Annotated in this window: 22 protein-coding genes; 11 read left to right on the top strand and 11 right to left on the bottom strand. The window is 73.4% G+C overall.

All coding sequences use genetic code 11. The features are described 5' to 3' along the window. Window positions 1-24: 24 nt before the first annotated feature. Complete coding sequence (locus OG711_RS19345; RefSeq protein WP_329559897.1) at window positions 25-1,044, bottom strand: alpha/beta hydrolase; 1,020 nt, start codon at window positions 1,042-1,044, stop codon at window positions 25-27. 290 nt (window positions 1,045-1,334) lie between these two features. On the opposite strand from OG711_RS19345, the gene OG711_RS19340 reads away from it, so the two are divergent. From OG711_RS19340 to OG711_RS19330, 3 genes are all read left to right on the top strand, one after another. After that, window positions 1,335-1,700, top strand: coding sequence for a hypothetical protein (locus OG711_RS19340; RefSeq protein WP_329559896.1), 366 nt, complete (start codon window positions 1,335-1,337; stop codon window positions 1,698-1,700). After that, complete coding sequence (locus OG711_RS19335; protein ID WP_329559895.1) at window positions 1,697-1,825, top strand: hypothetical protein; 129 nt, start codon at window positions 1,697-1,699, stop codon at window positions 1,823-1,825. Before OG711_RS19340 ends, OG711_RS19335 begins: the two co-directional genes overlap by 4 nt. A 642-nt stretch (window positions 1,826-2,467) precedes the next feature. Continuing rightward, window positions 2,468-3,124, top strand: a complete 657-nt coding sequence (locus OG711_RS19330; RefSeq protein WP_329559894.1) for a hypothetical protein — start codon at window positions 2,468-2,470, stop codon at window positions 3,122-3,124. A 309-nt stretch (window positions 3,125-3,433) separates the two neighbouring features. Here the strand turns inward: OG711_RS19330 and OG711_RS19325 are convergent, their stop codons facing one another. Together OG711_RS19325 and OG711_RS19320 are read right to left on the bottom strand one after the other, a co-directional pair. Beyond that, on the bottom strand, window positions 3,434-3,901 hold the full coding sequence (locus OG711_RS19325) for a hypothetical protein (protein ID WP_329559893.1): 468 nt from the start codon (window positions 3,899-3,901) through the stop codon (window positions 3,434-3,436). A gap of 69 nt (window positions 3,902-3,970) precedes the next feature. Further along, the gene (locus tag OG711_RS19320) at window positions 3,971-4,195 is read right to left on the bottom strand and encodes a DUF397 domain-containing protein (protein ID WP_329559892.1); all 225 of its coding nucleotides are present in this window, start codon (window positions 4,193-4,195) and stop codon (window positions 3,971-3,973) included. 363 nt (window positions 4,196-4,558) lie between these two features. Between OG711_RS19320 and OG711_RS19315 the strand changes: the two genes are divergently transcribed. From OG711_RS19315 to OG711_RS19305, 3 genes are read left to right on the top strand one after another with little or no spacing between them, the layout of a single operon-like run. After that, the gene (locus OG711_RS19315; RefSeq protein WP_266509747.1) at window positions 4,559-4,816 is read left to right on the top strand and encodes a hypothetical protein; all 258 of its coding nucleotides are present in this window, start codon (window positions 4,559-4,561) and stop codon (window positions 4,814-4,816) included. After that, window positions 4,791-5,321, top strand: coding sequence for a DUF6879 family protein (locus OG711_RS19310; protein WP_329559891.1), 531 nt, complete (start codon window positions 4,791-4,793; stop codon window positions 5,319-5,321). The genes OG711_RS19315 and OG711_RS19310 overlap by 26 nt, the downstream gene beginning before the upstream one ends. Before the next feature lie 27 nt (window positions 5,322-5,348). Further along, entirely contained in the window at window positions 5,349-6,197 is an 849-nt protein-coding gene (locus OG711_RS19305; protein WP_329559890.1) for a helix-turn-helix domain-containing protein, read from the top strand. Between the two features lie 79 nt (window positions 6,198-6,276). Here the strand turns inward: OG711_RS19305 and OG711_RS19300 are convergent, their stop codons facing one another. The 3 genes from OG711_RS19300 to OG711_RS19290 all read right to left on the bottom strand — a co-directional run bounded on the left by OG711_RS19300 (window position 6,277) and on the right by OG711_RS19290 (window position 8,848). Beyond that, window positions 6,277-6,705 carry a hypothetical protein gene (locus OG711_RS19300; protein ID WP_329559889.1) on the bottom strand — a complete coding sequence of 143 codons (429 nt, stop codon included), beginning with the start codon at window positions 6,703-6,705 and terminating at the stop codon, window positions 6,277-6,279. A 161-nt stretch (window positions 6,706-6,866) separates the two neighbouring features. Next, window positions 6,867-8,102: a DUF7224 domain-containing protein gene (locus OG711_RS19295; RefSeq protein WP_329559888.1), complete on the bottom strand. Its 1,236-nt coding sequence runs from the start codon at window positions 8,100-8,102 to the stop codon at window positions 6,867-6,869. Further along, on the bottom strand, window positions 8,099-8,848 hold the full coding sequence (locus tag OG711_RS19290) for an ATP-binding cassette domain-containing protein (protein ID WP_266509738.1): 750 nt from the start codon (window positions 8,846-8,848) through the stop codon (window positions 8,099-8,101). Before OG711_RS19290 ends, OG711_RS19295 begins: the two co-directional genes overlap by 4 nt. 432 nt (window positions 8,849-9,280) lie before the next feature. On the opposite strand from OG711_RS19290, the gene OG711_RS19285 reads away from it, so the two are divergent. Beyond that, complete coding sequence (locus OG711_RS19285) at window positions 9,281-10,531, top strand: acyl-CoA thioesterase/bile acid-CoA:amino acid N-acyltransferase family protein (RefSeq protein WP_329559887.1); 1,251 nt, start codon at window positions 9,281-9,283, stop codon at window positions 10,529-10,531. Window positions 10,532-10,602: 71 nt separating this feature from the next. Here the strand turns inward: OG711_RS19285 and OG711_RS19280 are convergent, their stop codons facing one another. The 3 genes from OG711_RS19280 to OG711_RS19270 form a co-directional block, all read right to left on the bottom strand. Then, entirely contained in the window at window positions 10,603-11,760 is a 1,158-nt protein-coding gene (locus OG711_RS19280) for a methyltransferase (protein WP_329563912.1), read from the bottom strand. A 176-nt stretch (window positions 11,761-11,936) separates the two neighbouring features. Then, window positions 11,937-12,764, bottom strand: a complete 828-nt coding sequence (locus OG711_RS19275; RefSeq protein WP_329559886.1) for a helix-turn-helix domain-containing protein — start codon at window positions 12,762-12,764, stop codon at window positions 11,937-11,939. Window positions 12,765-13,203: 439 nt separating this feature from the next. Next, window positions 13,204-14,901 (bottom strand): CocE/NonD family hydrolase, encoded by a 1,698-nt coding sequence (locus tag OG711_RS19270; RefSeq protein WP_405673776.1) that lies wholly within the window; start codon window positions 14,899-14,901, stop codon window positions 13,204-13,206. Window positions 14,902-15,062: 161 nt separating this feature from the next. On the opposite strand from OG711_RS19270, the gene OG711_RS19265 reads away from it, so the two are divergent. Next, window positions 15,063-15,779 (top strand): TetR/AcrR family transcriptional regulator, encoded by a 717-nt coding sequence (locus OG711_RS19265; RefSeq protein ID WP_266509726.1) that lies wholly within the window; start codon window positions 15,063-15,065, stop codon window positions 15,777-15,779. A gap of 201 nt (window positions 15,780-15,980) precedes the next feature. Here the strand turns inward: OG711_RS19265 and OG711_RS19260 are convergent, their stop codons facing one another. Then, on the bottom strand, window positions 15,981-16,190 hold the full coding sequence (locus OG711_RS19260; protein WP_266509724.1) for a cold-shock protein: 210 nt from the start codon (window positions 16,188-16,190) through the stop codon (window positions 15,981-15,983). 420 nt (window positions 16,191-16,610) lie between these two features. Between OG711_RS19260 and OG711_RS19255 the strand changes: the two genes are divergently transcribed. Further along, on the top strand, window positions 16,611-17,324 hold the full coding sequence (locus OG711_RS19255) for a Crp/Fnr family transcriptional regulator (protein ID WP_073785253.1): 714 nt from the start codon (window positions 16,611-16,613) through the stop codon (window positions 17,322-17,324). Between the two features lie 216 nt (window positions 17,325-17,540). Here OG711_RS19255 and OG711_RS19250 read toward each other — a convergent pair whose 3' ends face one another. After that, on the bottom strand, window positions 17,541-18,329 hold the full coding sequence (locus OG711_RS19250; protein ID WP_329559885.1) for a hypothetical protein: 789 nt from the start codon (window positions 18,327-18,329) through the stop codon (window positions 17,541-17,543). A gap of 310 nt (window positions 18,330-18,639) precedes the next feature. Here OG711_RS19250 and OG711_RS19245 point away from each other — a divergent pair, with 310 nt between their 5' ends. Together OG711_RS19245 and OG711_RS19240 are read left to right on the top strand one after the other, a co-directional pair. Beyond that, complete coding sequence (locus OG711_RS19245) at window positions 18,640-19,491, top strand: hypothetical protein (RefSeq protein ID WP_329559884.1); 852 nt, start codon at window positions 18,640-18,642, stop codon at window positions 19,489-19,491. 768 nt (window positions 19,492-20,259) lie between these two features. Further along, the gene (locus OG711_RS19240; RefSeq protein WP_329559883.1) at window positions 20,260-22,248 is read left to right on the top strand and encodes a hypothetical protein; all 1,989 of its coding nucleotides are present in this window, start codon (window positions 20,260-20,262) and stop codon (window positions 22,246-22,248) included. The last annotated feature ends 6 nt before the right edge of the window (window positions 22,249-22,254 follow it).

Genomic DNA, 22,254 nt, shown 5'->3' with positions numbered 1-22,254 from the left:
GGCGTGCCCGTACGTGCCCCCGGCTCAGCCGTGCAGGGCGGCGAGGAGCATCGGGAGGGAGCGGCGGAGTTCCCGGGACCAGTAGGCCGGGTCGTGGGTGCCGGAGTGGTAGTGCGTGGTGACCCGGGCTCCGGATGCTCTGAGGAGGGGTTCCAGGGTCCGGTTCTCCGCCTCCATGATGGCCTCGGTGGGGGAGAGGACGTCGGCGGGGAAGGGGTCGTCGGGGTCCTCCATGCCGGGGATGTGCTCGTCCGGGAGGGTGCCCGGCGGGTCGAGCGGTCCGAGGCGGCCGTCGCCGCAGGACAGGTGGACGGGGATGCCCGCCAGCCGGTCGGTGAGGTAGGCGGGGTCGTGGGCCTCCCAGATGTGGCGCTGGCGTTCGGGGTCGCCCCACAGGGCCAGCGGGTCGAGGCCCAGGTAGTCCATCGCCGCGCGTACCGCTCTGGGGTGCTGGTGCGGGTGGACGTAGCCGCTGAAGGAGGCGGCTGCCCGGAACAGCCCCCGGTGGCGCGCGGAGTAGGAGAGCGCGCCGAAGCCTCCTTGCGACTGTCCCGCGACCGCGCGTCGCGGTCCCGCGCCGTACTCGCGTTCCATGAGCGGCAGCACCTCCCGGAGGTGGAAGGACTCCACGGCCGGTGGGCCGCCCGCGCCGTGGTTCCACCAGTCGGAGTAGAAGCCGAACAGCGGCATCTCCGGCATCACCACGAGTGTGTGCCGCAGCGCGGGAAGGTGCTGGATTCCGTAGTCCTGGGTCCACGGCAGATGGTCACCGTCGCCGCCGGGCAGCAGGTACAGCGTCGGCCAGCGGCGGGCCGGGCGCCGGGCGTGCCACCCGTCCGGGGTCAGCAGCCGGACCTTGGCGGTGCGGCCGAGCGCGGTGGACGGCAGTGCCAGATCGACGATCCGGCCGGCGCCGTCCCCGGCCCGGGGGACGTGCCCGGTGGAATCGGCGGTCAGGGCACGGGCCGTGCCGCCGGTGGCGAGGGACAGGGCGAGGGCCCCGAGAACGACGTTGCGTCGGGCGGGGCCCGAGGGGACAGCCATGCGCGGCACCTTTCGTACGTCGGCCGGACACCCGAGTCTCACGCGAACCGCCCCCGATCCACGTCCGGGACACCCCGGACCGCCCCCTGAACGGACCCCGGTTCCCCGCCGGGGTCCAGGGCCGGGGTCCGAGCCCGGTAACGGCGTCGTCGGCCGAGCTCCGCACCCGGCAGCCCTGGCCGCCACCCGTCCGGGTGAGCACGACACCACTCACCCCGTGTGCGGTCCTGCTTGGCCCTACCTTCTCGTGGCCGCACGGCCAAGCACCCCATGCCGAGGAGACCGACTGTATGAGCGAGCAGGACAACAGCCGTCCGGGCGTGCCCCGTTCGCCCCACGTGGTCGAGTGGGACGAGGGCCCGCAGACGATCGCGGAGGTGAGATCCGCCCTCGCCCCCTGGTCCGACGCGCTGCGGAGCTTCGTGGAGGAACTGGAGTCCGCCCCGTTCGCCGCCGCGGGGGAGGAACCTCTGGCCGGCATCCGCCTGGTCCTGGTGGAACGCCGGGTGGTCTGGTTCTCGCTGGTCCACCCCGCCGTGCGGGGCGCCGAACGGGCTTCGCGGGACGGCACGGCCAGGACGTACACCGTCGACGAGGTCATGACCGACCACGACCCCGCCACCTTCGAACGCCGGGACGGAGGAGACCCGTCGTGACCTGCAAAGTGTTCCTGGAGGAGGACGCCAAGCGCGGCATGGCCCAGCTCACCCCGGCCCGCCGCCGCGCCGTTCATGAGGCGATGCCGGGCCCGCTCGCCTCACGCCCGCTGGCCGTGGGATGAGTCAGGAGTGGGCGCGGGCGCGATGCCCTGCGGGTGCGTGCCCTCGAATCCGCCGGAGTGCCGATCGGGTACCGCGTCTTCGAGGACAAGGTGGAGGTGACGGTCGTCTGGCTCATCGGCCACCCCTGACCCGGCTCACCGGGGGAAGTCGCCGTCCCCGAAGCGCATGTCAGGGGCGAAAGGGGCGAAAGAGGCGTGAGGGGTATGAGGGTCGATGTATGGAGATGATGGTGCCATCCGGGCGGACGGGCGCGCTCCGGTTCCATCAGGGGGGTGCGTGAAGCGTCACAACGGGCATTGATCAGAAAGCGGCATTCGGTCCCATTTATCACTCACAAAGTGGTCAACTTCCGTAATTCTGATGATGCATGATGTGGCGCAGGCAGACACGACACCTCCATGTGAACAGCGTCCGGAACCATCCGGGCCACCGCCCCAGGGCGGTTCCAGCGGGGGTGGACGGGTGACGAGGGGGAACCTTCCGGACCGTCGGTGACGACGTCACCGGCCGGACGCGTCGCCGTGCGGAACGGGTTGACCTCCGGAACGCGCGGGGTGATGTCCCGCCGGTGTCTGCCACCGCACCATCGGTCCGGAATTGACCGTTCCGGACCGGGATTCTCAAGGGAACGATTCAGCACCATGCGCACATTCATCGTCGCCGTCACGGCGTCGTCCGCGATAGCCCTGGCCGCCTCCACCGCGTCCCCCCTGGACACCGTGGAGCCGCTCGCGACCACCGCCGCGACGGCCGTCCCGGGCACGGAGACCGCCGAGCCGACCGAGCCGGACCCGACCGACCCGGCCATGCCGGACGAGGAGCCCGGCGAGGTCGAGGGCGGGGTCGAAGGGGGCCCGCTGGAGGGCGGACCCGGTGAGGAGCCCGACGACTCGGGCCCGTCGCCCCGCGCGGGGAAGAAGAAGCCCTCGGCCGGCGTGTTCTACTCCAACGGGGACTACGTCCACGAGTCCAGCACCCCTCCCGCCACCGCGTCGGGGCACGGCTGGTGGTACAAGAAGAGCGGGCCGGGCGAGAAGGCCAAGGTCACCGTCCAGCTCCAGGCGTACGACGCCAAGGCCAAGAAGTGGAAGACGGTCGCGACCGGCAACAAGACGGTCAAGCCGAGCAAGAGCCTGAGGAGCGCCCCCAGCACGCACCGTGCCAACGCCCGCAAGGTCTGCAAGGGGTCGACGACGGTGAAGTGGCGCAGCGTCATCGACGTCGACATCATCGACGTCAACGACACCCCGGACAAGGCCGTCACCACGGCACGATCCCTGACCTGCGGGGCCTTCTGAGCGACGCCCGGCCGGGACGGGTCCGTACGGGTCCGCCCGCTGAGCCGCTGACGCAGTCGGCCCGCTGAGGCGTCGTACCGTCGCGGCGGCGGGGACCGGCGGTGACGGCAGGGCCGGTGACCCCGGGGTCACCGGCCCTGTCCGTCCGTCCGGCACCGCACCGCCCGGGAGCGGTCGCCGGACCTGGCGTCCTGGGTGACGGGGACGGTCGTCGACGCCCTGTGGGAGACCGGACTTCCCCAGCTCGTCGCCATCGCGATGTCCCGCCCCCCGCGGCTGACCCGCCGGAACAGGCCTGCGGGCGACCAGCTACCCGAACGGGCACCGTAGCTCGGGGGCGGCTCGGTTCGGGGAGCAGGTCACTACGGCGAGCGAGCGGAAGAGGGTGCCGCCGAGGTAGTGGCCGAGGGAGATGTCGCCGCCCCAGGAGAGCCGTTCCGCCGATGCCGTCTCCCAGGACGCGGGATCGGTGTTGGTGTGGAGGCCGTGGGGTGGTTCCGCGAGTTGTAGGCGGAGCCATTCCACGGCTTCTTCGGGTTGTGTCCAGGTGCCGTGTACGAGGGTGCTGGGTTTGAGGAGCCAGTGCGCGGTTTGTATGGGTGGGAGGTCGGTGGTGGTGAAGGCGGTGACGACTTCGCGGTAGCGCTCGGTGAGTCGTTGGGCGGCGGGGTCTGCGGGGAGCGGGGGTGGTGGTGGGTGGGGGTGTGGTGGTCGGCGCAGGGCTTCGTTGTCGAATGCCGTCTTCTCCCCGATCCAGGTGTAGCCGTGGTGGTGCATGGCGGTTCCGTTCCGGGGGTGGGTGACGGCCCCGTCCGTGGGGTGGGCGGGGCCGTTGTCCGGGGTGGGTCAGGCGGAGAGGGTGAAGCGGGCGGGGTCGATTCCGGCGGCGTCGAGTTCGGCGGTGGTGAAGCGGAGGGGTTCGGCGTGGGGGCGTTTGGTGTCTCCGAGGGCCCAGGCGTCGGGGCCGATGCGGGCGAGGGTGACGCAGGATTCGCCGTCGGGGTGGGTGTTGCCGCCGCACGGGGTGCGGAAGACGGCTTCCGTGGTGGGGAGTGAGTACAGGTCGGTCATCGTGGGGCCCTTCCTGGTGTTCCTGACGGCCGGCACCGGGGCGGGCCGTATGCCTGTCTCCGGCGGACGGGCGGTGTGGAACGACGGTAGGAAGCGGCGGTACGAGGGTCCATGTTCTTGCATCAACTTGCAGATAGCTGATGCGATGGGGTGATGGCCACCCGCGACAGGGGTGGCGGCGGGCAGTGGAGCAGAGAACGGCAACGTAGCTGGTGGCGTGCGTTGGCCGTCTCGACTTGGGGGTCGTGGACCACGCTCGCATGTCTCATTCCGGACCGTGGCCCGTAGTCTCCCTTGACGGAAGCGGGAGTTGTCATCAGCCTGATGCAAGGCAGTGGAAGACTCTCAACGCCGGAGGTGGTCATGGCCTTACGGTTCATCGGGATAGATCCGGAGACCGGGCAGCACGGTTCACCGACCGTCTGGGTGCACGAGCAGACAAGGGACCTCGTCATCCAGGGGCTCAAGCCGGACGAGGAGCTGGAGGCCTCGTGCGCGGCGTTCACGGTGCCGGGGCACGCCCCGGGTATCCCCCCGCATGAAGCCGTCATCCGTGTACCCGCCCGCATGGTGGCGATCATCAGGGAGGCGTGCGATGCCGCCGAGCGTGCTGGACTTTGAGGCGCAGTTGGCAGCGGCCAAGCGCTCGGCCGTGCATCTGGAGATGCGTGATTCCTACGGAGTAGGTGACGAGGCCGCAGACTTCGAGCACTGGCAGCGCACGGGGCATCGGGACGTGGACCCCGCCTCCGCGTACTGGACGCCCTGGGTGGAACTCGTCCAGCGCACGGTGGCCAGGGGAGTGGACGTCCGGCGGGCGCGGGTCGTCTCGGAACCCGTCACGGACTACATCCGGTACGAGCACGCCGGTACGGTCGTGAACATCCAGGCAGGCGAGCGGGTCCGCTGGTTGCCGAGACGGCAGGCGTCCGACATCGCGCTTCCCGGCAACGACTGCTGGATCTTCGACCAGGAAACCGTGCTGTTCAACCACTTCTCCGGAACGGGCGACTGGGTCGCGCCGGGCTGGGAACTGCGTACCGAACCCGAGGTCGTGGCCCTGGCCGCACGGGCGTTCGACAGTGTGTGGGACCGTGGCGTCCCGCACGAGAAGTACATGGTCTGACGCCGTTCGATCCGGAAGAGCCGTCGTATGCCCGCCTCCCCCTCGTCCCACGCCCAGGCCGCCCGTGAAGTGATCGCGGGGCGGTTGCGTGAGCTGCGGGTGGAGGCGGAGATCACCGGGCACGAACTGGCCGTGCGATGCGGCTGGAGCCCGGCCAAGTCCTCCCGGATCGAGCGGGCGAGGACGGCGCCGTCGGACGCGGACATCCGTGCGTGGTGCGCGGCCTGCGGGGCGCACGACCAGGTCAGGGATCTCGTCGCGGCCAACCGCCGGGCCGACCGGCTGTACGTCCACTGGAAGAAGCTCCACCGGCACGGGATGCGCGGGGCCCAGGACGAGGTGGTCCCCCTCTACGAGCGGACCCGGCTGTTCCGCGTGTACTGCTCGAACGTCGTCCCCGGAATGCTCCAGACCGAGGCGTACGCCACCGCCCTGCTGTCGGCCATCGCGGACTTCCAGGGCACCCCCGACGACGCGCCGGACGCCGCCGCCTCCCGGGTGGAACGCTCCGAGGTCCTGCACGACGGCCGCCACCGGTTCGTGCTGCTCATCGAGGAGGCCGTGCTGCGCCACCGGGTGGGCGACCCGGCGACCATGGCGGGTCAGCTCGGCTATCTGCTGGCGGTCATGGCGCTGCCCCAGGTGAGCCTCGGCATCGTCCCGGCCGGCGCGGAGCGGCGGGTGTGGCCGCTGGAGGCGTTCTACATGTTCGACGAACGCCAGGTGAGCGTCGAGCTGCTGACTGCCGGGGTGAACGTCACCGCGCCCGGTGAGATCGCGGTGTACGCGAAGGCGTTCTCCCGTCTCACGGGGATGGCCGTCCACGGCCAGGCGGCACGGGCGCTGATCAGCGAGGCGATTGAGTTCCATGGGTGACCGCCAGCGGCAGGCATGTGCTCCGGTCCCCGCGCTGTGACGCGCGCCGGTGAGGCTCCCGCGTTCCGCGAGGTCAACGTCACCCGTACGCACGCCCGCGCGGCGGAAAGCGGCCCGCGCCGGACGACACGGCCAGGGCGAGGGCGAAGAGGATGACCGCCGCCACCCACGCCGCGCCGCTGTCCGACGGGTGGATCACCAGTGCCCACTCCCGGAACATCACCTGCCCGGATGGTCCCTGTGCACGTCCCATCGTCAGGGTGACGGCCAGTGCCCCCAGGCACACGGAGCCCGCCGCCGCCGTGTTCGTGAAGCGCCGTGCGGCCAGTGCCACCGCGAGCAGCAGCATGACGTTCCGGGGAACGTCCATGCCCACCCAGGGCCCGACCGCGTGCGCCAGGACCACCACGGCCGTCACCGTCGCGTGATCCCTCAGGATCACGGGGGCGACTGCTGTGCTCTCCACTTCGCCCAGCCGCCGGTCGAGGCAGTACAGCATCGCTGTCACGACCAGCAGCGGTGCAACGTATCGCAGCTGTACCCCGCCGGATGCGCCCAGGAAGGAGGGAACGGGGAGTTCGGTCCTACCAGTTGTCCAACACACAAGCACGGTCAGAGCCAGTGCCGCCGGGGTGACCCACCAGCGGCGAACCACCGAGAAGTAGATCCTCATGACGATCCCGGCACGCAGTGCTTCTGTTCCCGGACGGTCGAGGTGAACCAGTCGACCTGCTGGTCGGCGGGCAGCGCACGGACCCGGCGCATCTCGGCTTGCTCCTCGTCGAGGAGGTCGTCATGGACCCTCGCTTCCGGTACTCCCATGACGAGCATCGCCCACGCCCCCGCTGACGAAGGCCAACCGCAGTCCCGTATCCCCTGGCGCGCCGCCGTACCGCCCACGGCCGACCGGGCGAGGACGACATCGAATGCCTCGGCGGGCGTGTCCGGCCCCCAGGACAGCGGCCAGGTGCCTGGCACCGGCTTGAGTGCCGGGGAGACCATGCTGACCTTCTCGGGCATCGGCAGACCGGCCTTCCGCAGCGCGTCCAGCCGGGGCAGCGCGGCGCGACGCACTTCGGCCAGGTGCCCCGCGTACTCCCGGGGGAGACAGATCACGGGGGCCCCGCCCTCGCACACGGTGTGACCCATCCGGGGTTCCCGCAGCGGTGTGTGCCCCCAGTCCGCGACCACGGCCCGACCGCCGACCAGCGCTCCCACGGCCACCGCCACACTCACGACGGGCAGCCATGGCCTGCGACGCGCGCCGACGAGGAGCATCACGGCCCCCGCGAGTGCGGCGGTGGCCAGCCAGGGAACGACGTAGACGAGCGGGTCCCGCACCTCGGTCAGGGGTGACCCCCCCAGCACGAAACCGCCCAGGTGGCGCATGAAGGGAGCGCTCACGGCGTAAGTTGCGGCCAGCGACACCCATGGCACGGCCGCGGCCACCAGAGCGGCGACCGCACGCGGGCACAACAGCCCCAGCACCCAGCCGATGATCAGCCACTCCCCGGGGAGGACGAGCAGGTGCAGTACCCCCCACCACCCCTCGGCGCCTGGCCACACGCCCGCGACCGACCTGGCCAGTACGACGGCCGCGCCGACGAGGAGGACATGCAGAACGAGCACGGGGGCGATCGCGCGGAGCGACCTGCGGACCGCTCCGCGCACGCTCACCGAATGGAGTTCGCGCAGGTGCCGGTGCCGACCTGCTTCCCAGGCGGCGGCCCCCGACACCATGGGGGCGATCGCCACGATGCCGAGGGCGGCGAGTTCACCGGCTCCCACGGCGTTGCCCTGGGCTTCCCTGATGGTGTCGCCGTCGACGTACAGGACAAGGCCGAGCAGCCCGGGTAGGAGAAGCCAAGGAGCCGAAGAGGCACGGAGGTTGGCGAGGTAAATCACGATTCTGCCCCGCTCAGGAGCATGGAATACGCGCTCTCCAACCGTCGACCGGGCGCACACCCGGCCTCGGCGTGGCGTTCGAAGCCTGGCACTCCGCCCTGGAACCGCGTCCTGCCGTTCTCCAGCACCACGACCGTGTCGAACGCCTGGTCCAGGTCGGCGATGTCATGAGTGGACACGATCACGCTGACGCTTCCTCGCAGTTCGACGAGCAGATCGAGGAAGCGGCGGCGCTGTCTCGGGTCCAGTCCCACGGTCGGCTCGTCCAGGAGCAGCAACTTCGCCCGGTGGACGAGCGCTTGGGCGATCGCCAGCCGCTGTCGCTGCCCTCCGGACAGCGTCTCGACTTTGTCCGTGACCTTTTCCGTGAGTCCCACGCGCTCGATCGCGGCCGGCGCCGCCCGCCACGCCTGCCGCTCGCCCATCCCCTTGAGCCAGCCGACATAGGCGACGTGCTCACGGCAGGTCATCCCCGGCAGGAACGAGGCGCGCTGCGGCAGCCACGAGACCACACGCCGGTACGCGCGCAGATCGCCCCGCCGCGTGGCCCGCAACTCCCCGAACCTGACCTCCCCGGTCTGCGGGGCCATCGCGCTCGCCCCGATCGCCATCAGGGTGCTCTTACCGGCCCCGTTGGGACCGAGCAGCACGGTGTTCCCCACCGGGAAGGTCAGATCGAGCCCGTCGAGGACGGTACGGCGACCGCGCCGGTACCGGAAGGAGCAGGACTGGTAGTGCAAAGGCATGAACGCGCATCCTCATCACCCGGGACCGGCCCGCGTACCGCGCCCACGCCGGGAACGGGCCCAGGGTGCGACCCGGACCGCCGCCGGCGCCGGGGTCGCGAGGGCACCGGCCGGTGCGGCTCGTCCCCCTGAGCGGTTCGGCCCGTGAACAGTCGAATGGTCGTTCGCAGGCTAACCGGGCCATGACCGAAGTCGCCCGCATGTGACGGGTTTTGGACATCTGTTGGCCTGCCATGGCCCCTGGCCTGGCCGGAGGGCCCGGTCCAGCTCGGTGGCACGCGGCCCTCCCGCCCTCCCGTCCCCGAGCCTGGCGGCATGCCGCCCCCTCGCCGCGCCGGGTCCGGCCCGGGCCTATGCCCTCGTAGGGTTTTCCGGAGCGGGTGACCACAGGACCAGGTGACCACAGGACGGCGTACGAGGCGGGGGCCGGGGATGCGGAACAAGGGATTGCGGACGGCTGTCGGCGCGAACGTGCTGGCGTTGCTGCTCGGCCTCGGGTGTGCCGGGGGTGCCACGGCCGATGACGAGGTGCGGATACGGGTCGACAAGCCGGTGGCCCTGGCCGACGAGCCGTTGCGCGTCCGGGTCACCGGTCTGGACGCGGGCCAGGAGGTGACGGTCACCTCGAAGGCCGCGGACCACCGGGGTCAGCCCTGGACCGGGCGGGCCACGTTCGCCGCGGACGCGTCGGGGTCGGTGGACCTGAAGCGTGCCCGGCCGCGATCGGGGACGTACCGACAGGCCGACGGCATGGGGCTGTTCTGGTCGATGAAGCCGGACCAGGGATCGGCCGACGAGTCGTGGTTCGCGCCGTTGTGGCCGGAGCTCGGCTCCGACTACGAGGTGCGCCTGGCGGTGGACGCGGGCGGCGAGCAGCTCGCGGCCCGCACACTGACCCGCACCTGGATGGACAAGGGCGTCACCCACCGGCCGCTGACCGTGGCCAAGGACGGGGTGGAGGGCGCCCTGTACCTGCCGCCCGCCGGGCCCGAGCGCCGCTCGCCGGTGCTCCTCTTCGGCGGATCGAGCGGCGGCCACGGCGACAAGCACGCCGCCGCGCTGCTCGCCTCCCGGGGGCACCCCGTGCTCGACCTGTGCTACTTCGGCTGTACCGGCCGCCCCGCCACCCTGGAACGCATCGAGCTGGAGTACTTCGTCACCGCGGCCCGGCTGCTGAAGCGCGAGTACGCCACCGGATCGAAGCGGCCCGCCGTCATCGGCTACTCACGCGGCAGCGAGGCAGCCCAACTTCTCGCCCACCACTACCCGGACCTGGTCCACGACGTCGTCGTCTACGCCCCGAGCCATCGCGTGGTACCCGGCTTCCCCGACGGCGGCCCCGCCTGGACGAAGGACGGCAAGCCGGTGAAGGAGGGAAACATTCCGCTGCACCGGGTGCGCGGCACGGTGCTGGCCGTCGCGGGCGGCGACGACGGGATGTGGCCGTCGGCGCCCTCGGCCGAGCGGATCGGCGAGCAGCGCGGCGCCTCGGGCGACCCGCACCGGGCGCTGATCCATCCCCACGCGGGGCACGGCGTCGGCACGTTCCCGTACACCGCGGCCGGCACCAGGTTCACCCACCCGGTGACGGGCGAGTCCTACCGGATGGGCGGTACATCGGCCTCCAACGCGGAGGCGCGTGCGTCGAGTTGGCCGGAGGTGCTGAAGCTGCTCCGGGGCTGACGCGGGGCGGTCAGGTTCTGGGCCGTGGCCGCGGGGCCGGGCGCGGCCCCGCGCGGTGTCCGGTCAGCCGGTCAGCCGGTCCCGGTGTCGGACGTGGGTACGGGTACGGGGCCGGGGGCGGGTACGGGTCCGGCCACGGCCTCGATGAGGGAGAACGGCGCCGCGCCGGTGAGCGGGGTGATCGAGGTGAGGGTCAGGCCCGCGCGGCGGCACACGTCCTCGAAGTCCCGGCGGGTGCGCTCGCGTCCGCCCACGTTCACCAGCATGTTGAGGTCGGTCAGATAGGTGACCCCGCCCTCGCTGAGATTGACCTCGGGGTCGGCCTCGCCGCCGGTGGGGGTGCCGGTGCCGGTGCCGCTGCCGGTTTCGGTCGGGGTGCCGGGCCTTTCGGGGAGCACCGGGTCCACGATCAGGACGACACCGCCCGGCGGCAGCACCGCGCGGCAGTGGCTCAGGATGGTGACCACCTGGTCGTCCGCCCAGTCGTGCAGGACGCTCTTCATCAGATAGACGTCCGAGCCCACGGGGACCGCGCGGAAGAAGTCCCCGGTGGTCAGCGCACAGCGTTCGGTGAGTCCCTGCCGCTCCAGCGTCCCCGGTGCCTCCGCCAGGCCTTCCGCCGTGTCGAGGACCACTCCGGTGAGGCCCGGATGCGCGGCGAGCACGGCGGCCAGCAGGGTGCCGTCGCCCCCGCCGACATCCGTGACCCGGGTGAACCGGCCGAAGTCGTACGCGTGCGGCAGCGCGGCGGCGGTGTCCCGGGAGGCCTGGCCCATCGCCGCGTTGAAGTCCGCGGAAACCTCGGGGTGCCGGGCGACATGGCTGAAGAAGTCGGTGCCGAAGACGGTGTCGAACGAGGTCCGGCCAGTGCGGACACTGTCGTCCAGGTGCTCCCAGGCGCGGGTCATCGTCGGTTCGGTGAACATCCGGACGAACGAGGTGAGCGAGTCGGGGCGGTTGGGGTCGAGGAGCGCGCCCGCGGGGGTCACCGAGTAGGAACCGGAGGCGTGTTCCCTCAGCAGACCGAGGCTGGCCAGGGCACGGAGCAGCCGGGCCATGGGCTGGGGTTCGGCCCCGGCTTCGGCGGCCACATCGGCGGCCGGACGCCGGCGGTCACCGATCAGCTCGACGACCCTCAACCGCTCCGCCGCGCGCATCGTCTGCGCGGCCATGCTCCCGAACGCGAGCCGGACGATCAGCTCACGGTCGTCGCCGTCCGCCGCCCGCACCTCGGCGTTCTCCGAGTCGTCGACCTTGTTCACGTTGTTCACGTTGTCCGTGTTCTCCACAGGGCTTTCCCTTCGTCGTGAGGTGGCGTGAGGTGGTGTGAGGTGGGTCGACGCGCGGCGCGTCACACGGCGTCGCGCGCTCGTGCGTGTGGCCGGAACCTTCCCCGCCGGCACGGTCAGCCGGCGGAGGTGTCGCTGCCGGTCAGGGCGCCCGGTGTGCACCCGGCGAGGGCCAGTACGTCGCGGTGGAGATGCGGCTGGTCGGCGTATCCGCAGGCCAGGGCGACCTCGGCGGGGTTGTGTCCCGCGTGCAGGGCCCGGACGGCGCGGTCGAAGCGGACCGTCATGGCCGCGCGTTTGGGGGTGAGGCCGATCTGGGCGCTGAATCTGGACCACAGCCGCTTGCGGCTCCACCCGCAGGACGCGGCGAGATCGGTGACCCGTACCCGGCCCCGGCGGGCCACGATGGTGTCCCAGGCGGCGGCGACCTCCGGGGCCATCACCGGTGCCCGCGCGGCCCGCCCGGCGAGGAAGCCGTCCATCAATGTCAGGCGTTCCTGCCAGGTCGGGGCGTCGGTGAGCCGTTCGCGCAGGGTCCGCGCGGGGCGCCCCCACAGGTCGTCGAGCCCGGTGACGGTCCCGTCCAGTTCGCGTGGTGACGTGCCCAGCAGCGCGTACGCGGCCCGGGGTGACAACCGCGCCTCCAGGCACTCGACGCGCGCGCCCCGGATGCGGACCGGGCCGGGCGACAGCGCGGCGACGAGGCTCCGCAGGGGCCGGGGCCCGTCGGCGCCCTCCACCGTGACCGGTTCGTCCCCGAGCGCGAGGACGACGACCACGACCGGCTGCGGGAGCACCCGCATGTCCAGCCCGGCGGCGCTCCGGTCGCGGAACCCGGCCATCCGGACACCGTCCACGGACGTGCCGCCGAGGGGACGGGCGACCTCCCAGCCCTTCCCGGTGTCGCTGTCGACGGGGCCGGACCCCGTCTCGTAGCTGCGCATGTCCCCACGGTCCCCGACTTCGGCGCCCCTGTCTTGGACGAAAGTTCCGCGCCGGACGCCACCGCCACCGGCGGGACCGTACGGCTGGCGTAACACCGCGCAGGTCAGGGGGTGTTCGCGAGGCGGGGCGGACCGTCGCGGGCCACGGGAGCGGGATTCGGACGAAGTTCTCCCACGGGCGGCGCGGACAGCGCGGCGGTGCGGGGGGTGCGGGGGTGCGGACAGCCCGGCCCGGGAGCACGGGCCGCCGGAACCGCCGGAACCGCCGGAACCGCCGGAACCGCCGGAACCGCCGGAACCGCCGGAACCGCCGGAACCGCCGGGAAGGGCAGGGAGACGGGCCCCGGGGCGTCCCGGCACAGGGACCGCACCTCAGCGGGATCATCTGTCACCGGGGTCACCCGTCACCCGGGCGACGGACCACCGGGCCGGGTGACGGTCACCGTTCGGGGGCCGGGCTGCCGCCGGGCAGGTTCAGGGACGTGCCCGTGTACAGGGTGATGTGCGCGGGGGTGACCGTGGTCGCCTCCGTGTCGGGGACGCCGGTGCCGGGGTTGCTGGCGTAGCGGGGGTGCGCGCCGCCGCTGATCTGGAGTCGGACGCGGTGGCCCGGGGCGAAGCGGTGGGCGATCGGGCTCATGGCGACGGTGACCTCGGTGGGCGTCCCCGGGGCGGTCGCCACCCGGGTGATGCCGTCGCAGACGTTGGTGGACCGCCCCTGCCCGTCCACGTCGCACAGCCGGACGAAGGCGTCGGCGTGGCCCGTGTCCACGGCGAGCCGGACCCGAGCGGAGACCGGGCCGACGGCGTCGAGGGGTTCGGTCAGGGGCGGGCCGGTGAAGGTGCGGACGTCGTCCCGGGCCTCCAGCGCGGTGTTGTCGCGGGGGCCCGCCGTCCGGGACAGCAGCAGACCGCCGACGGACGGGGTGGGGGCGTCCGGGTCATGGCGGAAGGACGTGAGGGGCGCGGGTTCCGCCGGGGGCCGTGAGGTGAGCGAGCCGTCGGGGGCCGCGTACCAAGGGGCCGGGGCGGGGTCCGGGGACTGCGGCCAGTCGTCCAGGTCCCGCCAGGTGTCCGCGCCGCCGACGTGGACCCGTACCCCGGTGGGCCGCAGCCCGGAGGGGTCGTCGCACAGATGCGCGCGCAGCCAGGCGAGGCTCTCGGCGAAGACCTCGGGCCAGCCCTGCTGAAGGGCGGAGGTGTGGGTCCAGGGGCCGACGAGCAGGGAGGTCCGGGCACCGGCCGCCCGCAGCCGGGCGTACTGCTCGAAGGTCTGGTCGACGAGGGCGTCGTGCCATCCGCCGATCAGGGCGGTGGGTATCCCCGCCTGCTCGGCCGCCCCGGCCAGCGCCGCGCCACGCCAGTACGGGTCGTCGGCGTCCGGGTGGGCCATCACGCCGTCCAGCCAGGGCAACTCACCGAGCGCGGACTCGTACGCCTTGCGCAGCGGGCGCGCGCTGACGATCCCGTCCAGCCCGCGTCGCAGCCGCAGGACGGCCTTCAGGAACGGCATGATCCCGCGGTGCTGGTTGGTCATGCCCGCGCCGACGGCCAGCGCGTTCTCCAGGTGGAACGCGCCGCCCCGGTGGTAGAAGGCGTGCGGGTCGTGCATCCCGACCTGCACGACCATCGCCTTCAGCTCCGGCGGCGGGTCGAGGGCGAGCGCCCACTGGGTGTAGCCCAGATAGCTGGGTCCGACCGTGCCGAGGGTGCCGGTGAACCAGGGGCGTTCGCGCAGCCAGGAGACGGCGGCGAGGCCGTCGGCGGTCTCGTTGCGCCACAGGTCGAAGCGGCCGTCCGAGCCGCCGGTGCCCCGGCAGCTCTGGAGCACCACATGGAAGCCCTGTTCGGCGAAGAGGATCCCGAACATCGGTGACCAGGGCAGCCCCCTGCCGTACGGCGAGCGGATGAGGAGCGTGGGGAAGTCGCCGTCGGCGCGGGGGAAGTAGTGGTCCGCGCGCAGGGTGCCGCCGTCCGCGCCGGGCACGGCGAGCCCGGCCTCCAGGCCCACGTCGTACCGCTTGGGCGGCAGCCCGCGCCAGGAGGCCCGCATGAGCCGGGCCGACAGGGACGGCCCGCGGACCGGGGGACGGGGACCGGACTGAGGGGTGACGTCGTGCGGGCGGGTGTCGGCCATGGGGTTCCTCCGTTATTCTCGTACGTTGTACGAGAATAACGGATGCTTGGATGGACCCAGAGGCGGACCCAGAGGCGGACCCAGAGACGGTCCCCGAGCGGTGTACGGCTGCGGCAGGAGCGGACCGGTCGGCGGTCGTGGCAGGAGAGGAACCGAGGAACGTGCCCCGTGGTGACGGCGACGGCGCCTCCGGCGTCGACCCCCAGCAGCTCTGGCTGAGCCCGGCGCGCCCCGGCCGGGGCCGCAGACCCGCCTTCAGCCGTGCGGCGATCACGGTCGCGGCCGTCGCCCTCGCGGACGCCGAGGGGCTGGACGCGGTCACCATCCGGCGGGTCGCCGCCGGGGTCGGGGCAGGCGCCATGTCGCTGTACAGCTACGCCCCCGACAAGGCGACCCTGCTGGACCTGATGGTCGACCACGTCAGCGGGGAACTCCCGACGACCCGGCCCCTGACCGGGGACTGGCGCGCGGATCTGAAGGCCGTGGGCCGGCTCCAGCGCGAGCTGATGCTGCGGCACCCCTGGCTGCCCACCGCACTGGCGGCGCGCCGCACCCCGGGGCCGCGCGCCCTGGACTTCGTGGAGTACGCGCTCGCCGCGCTGCGGCCCACCGGACTGGACGGCGCGGCGAAGCTGGAGGTCTTCAGCCTGCTGACCGGCTTCGTCGCCGGTCATGTGGGCCATGAGGTCGGCCGGGCGGCGGCGGCCCACACCCCCGATCGGGCCGCCGCCGAGGCCCGCTACCTCGCGGCCGTCGCCGCCGACGGCCGGCACCCGGAACTGGCGGAGGCGCTCGCCTCGGCGGGACGCCCCGTCACACCGGAAGCGACCTTCGCCCGTTTCCTCGACCGGCTGGTGGACGGCCTCGACACCGGGTGACGGCCGGGGGTCGATCGCGTCCCGGGCGTTCGGTGCCCGGACGCGCGGTGGCGCGGTGACGTGAGGTGGCGCCGTGACGTGAGGTGGTGCCCTGGCACGGGGAGGCGCCCTGACGTACGGCGACGGTGCCCGGACGGGCGGTGGCGCCCCGCCCCGGCCGTCGGCTCAGGAGCGCGGCGCCACACGGACCGCGGCCGAGCCCTAACCGGGGATGGGCACGACCCGCTCAGCCTGCGGACCCTTCGGGCCCTGGGTGACGTCGTACTCCACCCGCTGGTTCTCGTCCAGCGACCGGTACCCGTCCGCGTCGATCGCGGAGAAGTGGACGAACACGTCCGCACCGCCGTCGTCCTGCTGGATGAAACCGAAGCCCTTGTCCGCGTTGAACCACTTCACCGTGCCTGTTGCCATCGTGCGCTTCCTTCTGCTTCTTGCCACGGCGCTGTTCCACCGCGCCCACCAGGACCTGTCGACGGCCCGGTACCCGAACCTTGGCACCCGGGGCCGCGATCCGTCCGCGAAACACGCCAAGGTACGGCGGCCCGGCATCACCCTCCGCACGGATGTGCCCGGCTGGGCGAACGGCGTGCCGCGCTGGCCACCGTCGGACCGGGCCGGGAGCGGCGTCGCCGAGGCCCCCGCGGACACGAGGCCCGTGCCCGCGACGCCCCGGCACACCATGGCGGGCCGGATCGGATCGCGCCGGTCCGAGTCCGTCGCAGTCCGTCGGATCGATGGACCCCGGACGGGACCCGGCGGCAGGATGGGTGGCGGGCGGCGCGGCGGGTGCCGCGCGGCACGGTCCGGGTGCGGACGGTTCAGGGGGCGGTCATGGGTACGGCGACGGGGCAGTGGCCCGCGCGGAGTCTGCTGGGGGTGCTGGCGCCGCCCGCGCGCGCCGAACTCCTCGCCCTGGGCTCCCGGGTGACCTTCCAGAAGGGCGCGCCACTGCTGCGCGAGGGCGGGCCGGACCGCCATCTCCTGCTGCTGCTCACCGGGTTCGCGAAGGTCACGGCCGCCGTGGAGAACGGCGAACGCTCGCTGCTCGCCGTGCGGGTCGGCGGTGACACGGTCGGGGAGATGGCCGCGCTGGACGGCTCCTCGCCCCGGTCGGCCACGGTCACCGCCTGCGGGGAGATGACCGCGCGTACGGTGCAGCCCGCCGCCCTGCACGAACTGCTCAAGCGGCGCCCCGAGATATCGCTCGCGCTCGCCGTGATCGTCGCGAACCGGCTGCGCTGGGCCAACCAGCGGCGCCTCGAATTCCGGGGCTACCCGGTCAAGGTCCGGCTCGCCCGCATCCTCGTGGAGCTGGCCACCGCGTACGGGCGCCGCAGCGAGGGCGGTGTCGTCATCGGCTGCCGTCTCACCCAGCCCGAACTCGCGGACCTGACCGGCGCGGCCGAGACCACGATCCACAAGGCGCTGCGCGATCTGCGCGCCGAGGGACTGCTGGAGTCCGGCTACGGCTCCACGACGATCAGCGACCCGGCGGGCCTGCGGCACGCGGCCGACCTGGGCCCGGACCCCTGGCCGGTCCTGTAGGACCCCCGTCGGGCGACCCCGGCCAGGTTCCGGCGCGCGACCGGTACGGCCCCGGACACCGGCACCGCCCCCTGGACCGGCCCCGACCCGGCCCCGGTCCCGGTCCCGGACACCGGTACGAGCACCGGACACCGGAGCCGCCCCCACCCCCGGACACCGCCCCCACCCCCGGCACCCGTACGAACACCGGGTGCCGGACGGCCCAAGCCCCGCCGGTCAGCCCAGCAGCGGGCGGAGCACGATGCCCAGCCCCGCCGCCGCGCCCATCACGGCCGTGCACACCACCGCGCCGCTCAGACAGCGGTACTTGACCACCGCGACCCGGGCCAGGAAGGCGAGGGTCTGCGCCAGCTCCCGCCGGTCGGCCGCCGGATCATGGTCCGGGACGGCGTCCGGGGCGGCGTTCCCGGCCCGGCCCCCGGCGGCGTCACCAGAGCCGTCCGGCGAACCGGCCGGGGCAGCCACGGAGCCGGAGCCCGGGGCATCCACGGCGTCGGCGGCGGAGCCCGGGGCGCCCGAGGCGACGGAGGCGACGGAGGCCGTACACGCGTCGGAGGCCGTACGCGCCGCGCGGGCCATCCGCGCGGCCAGGCTCGTACGCGCGACCCGGGCCGTACCGCAGCCCCCCGCACCCGTCCCCGCACCCGCCGCCAGATACGCGAAGCTGTACCGGTTGACGCCCCGGGGCCGCAGCAGCCGGGGCCGCAGCGCCGCGCCCAGTGCGCCCGCCCCGCCGAGCAGCCCGGCGGCGAACAGGAACAGCAGCAGCCCGGCCAGGGCCCCCGCCGCCCCGCCGTCCCGCCAGGCGCCGGCGGCCGTCCCGGTCCATAAGTCGCACGTGCCGACGAGGGCGACCTGGGCCGCCGCGAGGATGCCGGTCTTGGTGTCGGCCTGCTGATGGGTGCTCTGGAGCGCGGCGAGCATCGTGGGTCCCGGCCCCCCGGGGACCTCGACGACAGCGGTGTGCGGGGCGGGCAGGTCCGCCGGACGGGTGGTGAGCGTCATCCCGTGTTCCCCCTCGGTGACGGTGCATGTCCGTCCAGTAACCGGCATTCCCCCGGGGCCAACCAGTCACTTCTATGGATTCCGCTATGGATTCCGCATCCCGTATTTCCACAAGGTCCTGTTCCGGGCGGAGGTGTACGACTGAATGGCCGGCGCCCGTCAGCTCGGGGGAACGGGCGCCGGTCCGGCCCGGCGTATATCGATCCGTCACTACGTGCGGGTAACAACTCCGCCCAGCGGAACCGGAGTTGCCCGACGGAGCATCCTTCCCTCCCACAACTACCCTCCACCGCGCACCACTAGGGGTGTCATGACAACGATCGCAGGCGGACCCGGCGGCCTGGACACATTCGGCCGCAGACTGCTGCTGGCCGTCGACGCGAAGGGGTACGGCCGGGCCGACGTGCTCACCCAGAGCTGCTTCCAGGAGGCGATCCCCCAGCTCGTCGGCGTGGCCGCCCGCGCGGCCGGTGAGGACATGGCCGCGTGGGCGGTCCAGCAGGCGGGTGACTCGGTCATGGCCGTCCTGCCGGAGGGCGCGTCCGAGCCCGCGATGGTGGACACGTTCATGCGCCGGCTGGACGCCGGGCTGCGGGCCTTCAACCACGGCCGGGTCCGGGACTCCTGGCTGGAGCTGCGGGCCGCCCTGCACTTCGGGACGGCGTCCCCGGGGGCCAACGGCTTCGTCGGCCGCGCCCCGGTCGAGATCGGCCGCCTCCTCGACAGCCGGGTGCTGCGGAGCGCGCTGGCGGCGGCCGAGGACGCCCCGCTCGCCGTCGCCGTCTCCGCCACCGTCTTCAACGACGTAGTGCGGGAGGCGTACACCACCGTCCGCGCCCGCGACTTCCTCCAGGTGCGGATCGAGGAGAAGGAGTACGCCGGGCGGGCCTGGATCTGGGTGCCCGGCCATGACGTGCACACCCTGGGGCTCGACGCCCCGGCCGCCCCGGACGCGGTGACAGGGACGCGGGACGCGGACGTACCCGCTGCTCCCGCGCGGTCCGACGACCTGCCCCGGTCCGCTCCGGGGCACCGGTCCGACGCTGCGGGCCCGTCCGGGGCCGCTGCGGACGACACATCAACGGCGGTGCGGGAAAGGGTGGTTCAGAATTTCCATGGAACCGTCCACGCTTCCGGCGCCGTCTTCGGGATCTCCAAGTGACATCGAGCGACGGCCTGGAATGACAGAGCACGATGACGAGCCGCGTGAGCGGCGACAGCTTCCGCTTCCCGCCCCACCACTCCACAACCGACGCGAGCCCCAGTCGTGGCCCGCTCCCCTCCCGGGAGCCGCGCCCGCCCCGCAGCCGCGTACCCCGCACCCACCCGCGACCTCACCACCCGCGACCTCACCACTCGCGTCCCCACCACCCGCGACCCCGCACGCCGCCGGGGCCGACCGTCCGGGCGCCGTCCGCCGGGTCATCCGGCTCGGGGACCGCCCCGACCCCGCCCGCACACCCGACCCCGCCCGCACACCCGACCCCGCCCGGACTCCCGATCCCGGCCGCACACCCGACGCCCCCGGCCCGCCGGACCCCGCCGACGGCGACCGCCGCACTCCGGGGAGCCCCGAGGACGACCGCCGCACACCAGGCGCCCACGACCGCCGCTCACCGGGAGGTCCCGCCGGTGACCGGTCCGCGCCGGGGAGCCCCGACGACGACCGCCCGCCCTCCGACCCGGCCCCCGACGGCCCCGGCCCCACCGACCCGCCCGGCCCAGGACCCGCTCGAGCACCGACCCACCACCCACCGACCCACCACCCGCCGAGAATCCACCGCCACCCGGGGACCCGAGTACCGCGCCGTCCGGGGACCCGAGTACCGCCGCACCCACCGACCCCCGGTCCGCCACCGAGCCCCGGCCCGCCACCGACCCGCAGACCGCCGTCCACCAGAGCAACGTCAGCCAGTACTTCTACGGCTCCGTGGCGGCCCCGCACGCGCACTTCGGTATCGGCGGGAGTGCCCCGGGTGCCGCCGGGGGCCGCCGCCGGGCCACCGGGTGGCTCGACGCCCAGGAGGTGGACGGCCTCCTCGCCTCCTACGTACGTCCCGGCTGCTTCCCGGACACCGCGCGGATGCTGGAGAAGGACAGCGTGGTCGTCCTCGTCGCGCAGCCCGGCACCGGCAAGCGTTCCGGCGCGGTCGCCCTGCTCGACGCGGTCGCCGAGAGCGGCACGGGCGGCGTCGGCGGACCCGCCGAGTACGTCGTCCTGTCCCCGGACCTCGACCTGCGCCAGCTCGCCGACCGCACGTTCACCGCGGGCGTCGGCTACGTCCTCCTCGACCGGATGGACGAGGGCCGCGCGGGCACCGCCGACTTCGACTGGCGGCGGGTGCGCGACCAGGTCCGCGCCCAGGGCGCCCATCTCGTCGTCACCACCGTGCACGGCGCCGGGGAGACCGCGCCGGAGGCCGTCCATCACGCGCTGTGGCGGCCCCCCGACCTGGCGGACGCGCTGCGGCTGCGGCTGCGCAAGGCCGGATGCGGCGACGACACCGTCGACCGGGCGGTCCGGGGACTGCCCGCCGGATGCCGGATCGCGGAGGTCGCGGCGGCGGCGGGGCGGATCTGCGCCGGGTCCGACCCCGACGACGTATGGCGGGAGTACGGCGACAGCGCGTCCCGGCCGGTCCGCGACTGGTTCGCCGAGGACCGCACGCTCCAGGAGATCGCGGAGGTCACCACCCTCGCCTTCGTCACCGGGGCCGGCCGCCGGGCCTTCGAGTCGTACCAGGAGCTGCTGGAACCCCGGCTGGAGCAGGAGTTCCCCGGGCCACCGCCGCCGCCCCCCGCCAGGGACGGCGACGACGACACCACGGAGGCCCGGCCCCGTCCCGACCGGACCCGCGCCGACCGGCGCCGCCCCGACCGCCGCCGCTCCCTCGCCCGCAACGCGCTCGTCACCACGGAGGAGCTCTCGGGCGGTTCACCGGTGCGCACCGCGCTCGTCTTCCCCGGTCCGCAGTACCGGTCCTGGGTGCTGGAGGAACTGTGGGAGAACCACTCCACCGCGTACTGGGACGGGGTCCGCGACTGGCTCACCGCACTGGTCGGGCTCATACCCGAGGCCGCCCTGTGGATGTCCGTCTCCTCGGGCCTCGCGCTGCTGGCCCGGCCCGCCTTCGAGGAGGTCTCCGGCTGCTATCTGCACCCCTGGGCGAGCGGCGCGGAGGGCCCGGCGGCGCAGTCCGTGGCGGTCCTGGTGCTGTGGTGGATGAGCCAGGACGACGCGCTCGACGCCACCGCCCTGACCCTCGCCCGGGGCTGGGCCCAGTCCGCCGACCCGGGGCTGCGCAAATCGGCCGCGCTCGCCTTCAGCGGTCCGCTCGGGGTCCGCTTCCCCACCGACGCCGTCAAGCGGCTCTGGACTCTGACCGGGAAGGACGCGGAGACCTCGCTGCACGCCCGGCTCGCCCTCGCCAACCTCGTCGTGGCGCTGGTGGAGAGCGGGGAGGACGCCGGTGTCGTCCTCGATCTGCTGGTGTACCGGCTGGGGCTCCAGCGCCGCAAGGACGCCACCGACCGCACCAAGGGAGTCACGTTCCGGGCCGCGCTGGAGGTGCTGACCGTCCGGGTGGCGCGCACCCGCTGCCCGGTGGTCGCGGTACTGACCGCCGAACAGCCGGGGTTCCGGCCCAAGCTGGCGGAGCTGTGGGCGGCCGTCCTGTGCAACCGCCCGCTGCGCGGGGACGCCCTGCGTTCCCTGCGGGCCGCGCTGCGCGCGCTGCCCCAGGTCGGGGAGAACCCGTTGGACGTGGCAAGGGAGTTCGGCGCGAGCGTGGGAGCGGCGCTCCCCCCGAACGAACGCGAACTGCTCCACCGCGTCCTTGAGCCCCCCGCCTCCCTCGCCCCGGAACCGACCGCCCTCACCCACACCTTCCGCGCGGCGCTCCTCTCACCCGCCCGGTAGCACCCG

Source organism: Streptomyces uncialis, assembly GCF_036250755.1.
GTDB classification, from domain to species: domain Bacteria; phylum Actinomycetota; class Actinomycetes; order Streptomycetales; family Streptomycetaceae; genus Streptomyces; species Streptomyces uncialis.
Note: the sequence above shows the minus strand (reverse complement) of the source record. Positions and strands in the feature narration are given on the sequence as shown.

What these genes read in the sequence shown, in the direction of transcription:
- OG711_RS19345 (WP_329559897.1), bottom strand. Translation starts at nt 1,044, where the DNA reads ATGGCTGTCCCCTCGGGCCCCGCCCGACGCAACGTCGTTCTCGGGGCC.
- OG711_RS19340 (WP_329559896.1), top strand. Translation starts at nt 1,335, where the DNA reads ATGAGCGAGCAGGACAACAGCCGTCCGGGCGTGCCCCGTTCGCCCCAC.
- OG711_RS19330 (WP_329559894.1), top strand. Translation starts at nt 2,468, where the DNA reads ATGCGCACATTCATCGTCGCCGTCACGGCGTCGTCCGCGATAGCCCTG.
- OG711_RS19325 (WP_329559893.1), bottom strand. Translation starts at nt 3,901, where the DNA reads ATGCACCACCACGGCTACACCTGGATCGGGGAGAAGACGGCATTCGAC.
- OG711_RS19320 (WP_329559892.1), bottom strand. Translation starts at nt 4,195, where the DNA reads ATGACCGACCTGTACTCACTCCCCACCACGGAAGCCGTCTTCCGCACC.
- OG711_RS19315 (WP_266509747.1), top strand. Translation starts at nt 4,559, where the DNA reads ATGGCCTTACGGTTCATCGGGATAGATCCGGAGACCGGGCAGCACGGT.
- OG711_RS19310 (WP_329559891.1), top strand. Translation starts at nt 4,791, where the DNA reads ATGCCGCCGAGCGTGCTGGACTTTGAGGCGCAGTTGGCAGCGGCCAAG.
- OG711_RS19305 (WP_329559890.1), top strand. Translation starts at nt 5,349, where the DNA reads ATGCCCGCCTCCCCCTCGTCCCACGCCCAGGCCGCCCGTGAAGTGATC.
- OG711_RS19290 (WP_266509738.1), bottom strand. Translation starts at nt 8,848, where the DNA reads ATGCCTTTGCACTACCAGTCCTGCTCCTTCCGGTACCGGCGCGGTCGC.
- OG711_RS19285 (WP_329559887.1), top strand. Translation starts at nt 9,281, where the DNA reads ATGCGGAACAAGGGATTGCGGACGGCTGTCGGCGCGAACGTGCTGGCG.
- OG711_RS19275 (WP_329559886.1), bottom strand. Translation starts at nt 12,764, where the DNA reads ATGCGCAGCTACGAGACGGGGTCCGGCCCCGTCGACAGCGACACCGGG.
- OG711_RS19270 (WP_405673776.1), bottom strand. Translation starts at nt 14,901, where the DNA reads ATGGCCGACACCCGCCCGCACGACGTCACCCCTCAGTCCGGTCCCCGT.
- OG711_RS19260 (WP_266509724.1), bottom strand. Translation starts at nt 16,190, where the DNA reads ATGGCAACAGGCACGGTGAAGTGGTTCAACGCGGACAAGGGCTTCGGT.
- OG711_RS19255 (WP_073785253.1), top strand. Translation starts at nt 16,611, where the DNA reads ATGGGTACGGCGACGGGGCAGTGGCCCGCGCGGAGTCTGCTGGGGGTG.
- OG711_RS19250 (WP_329559885.1), bottom strand. Translation starts at nt 18,329, where the DNA reads ATGACGCTCACCACCCGTCCGGCGGACCTGCCCGCCCCGCACACCGCT.
- OG711_RS19245 (WP_329559884.1), top strand. Translation starts at nt 18,640, where the DNA reads ATGACAACGATCGCAGGCGGACCCGGCGGCCTGGACACATTCGGCCGC.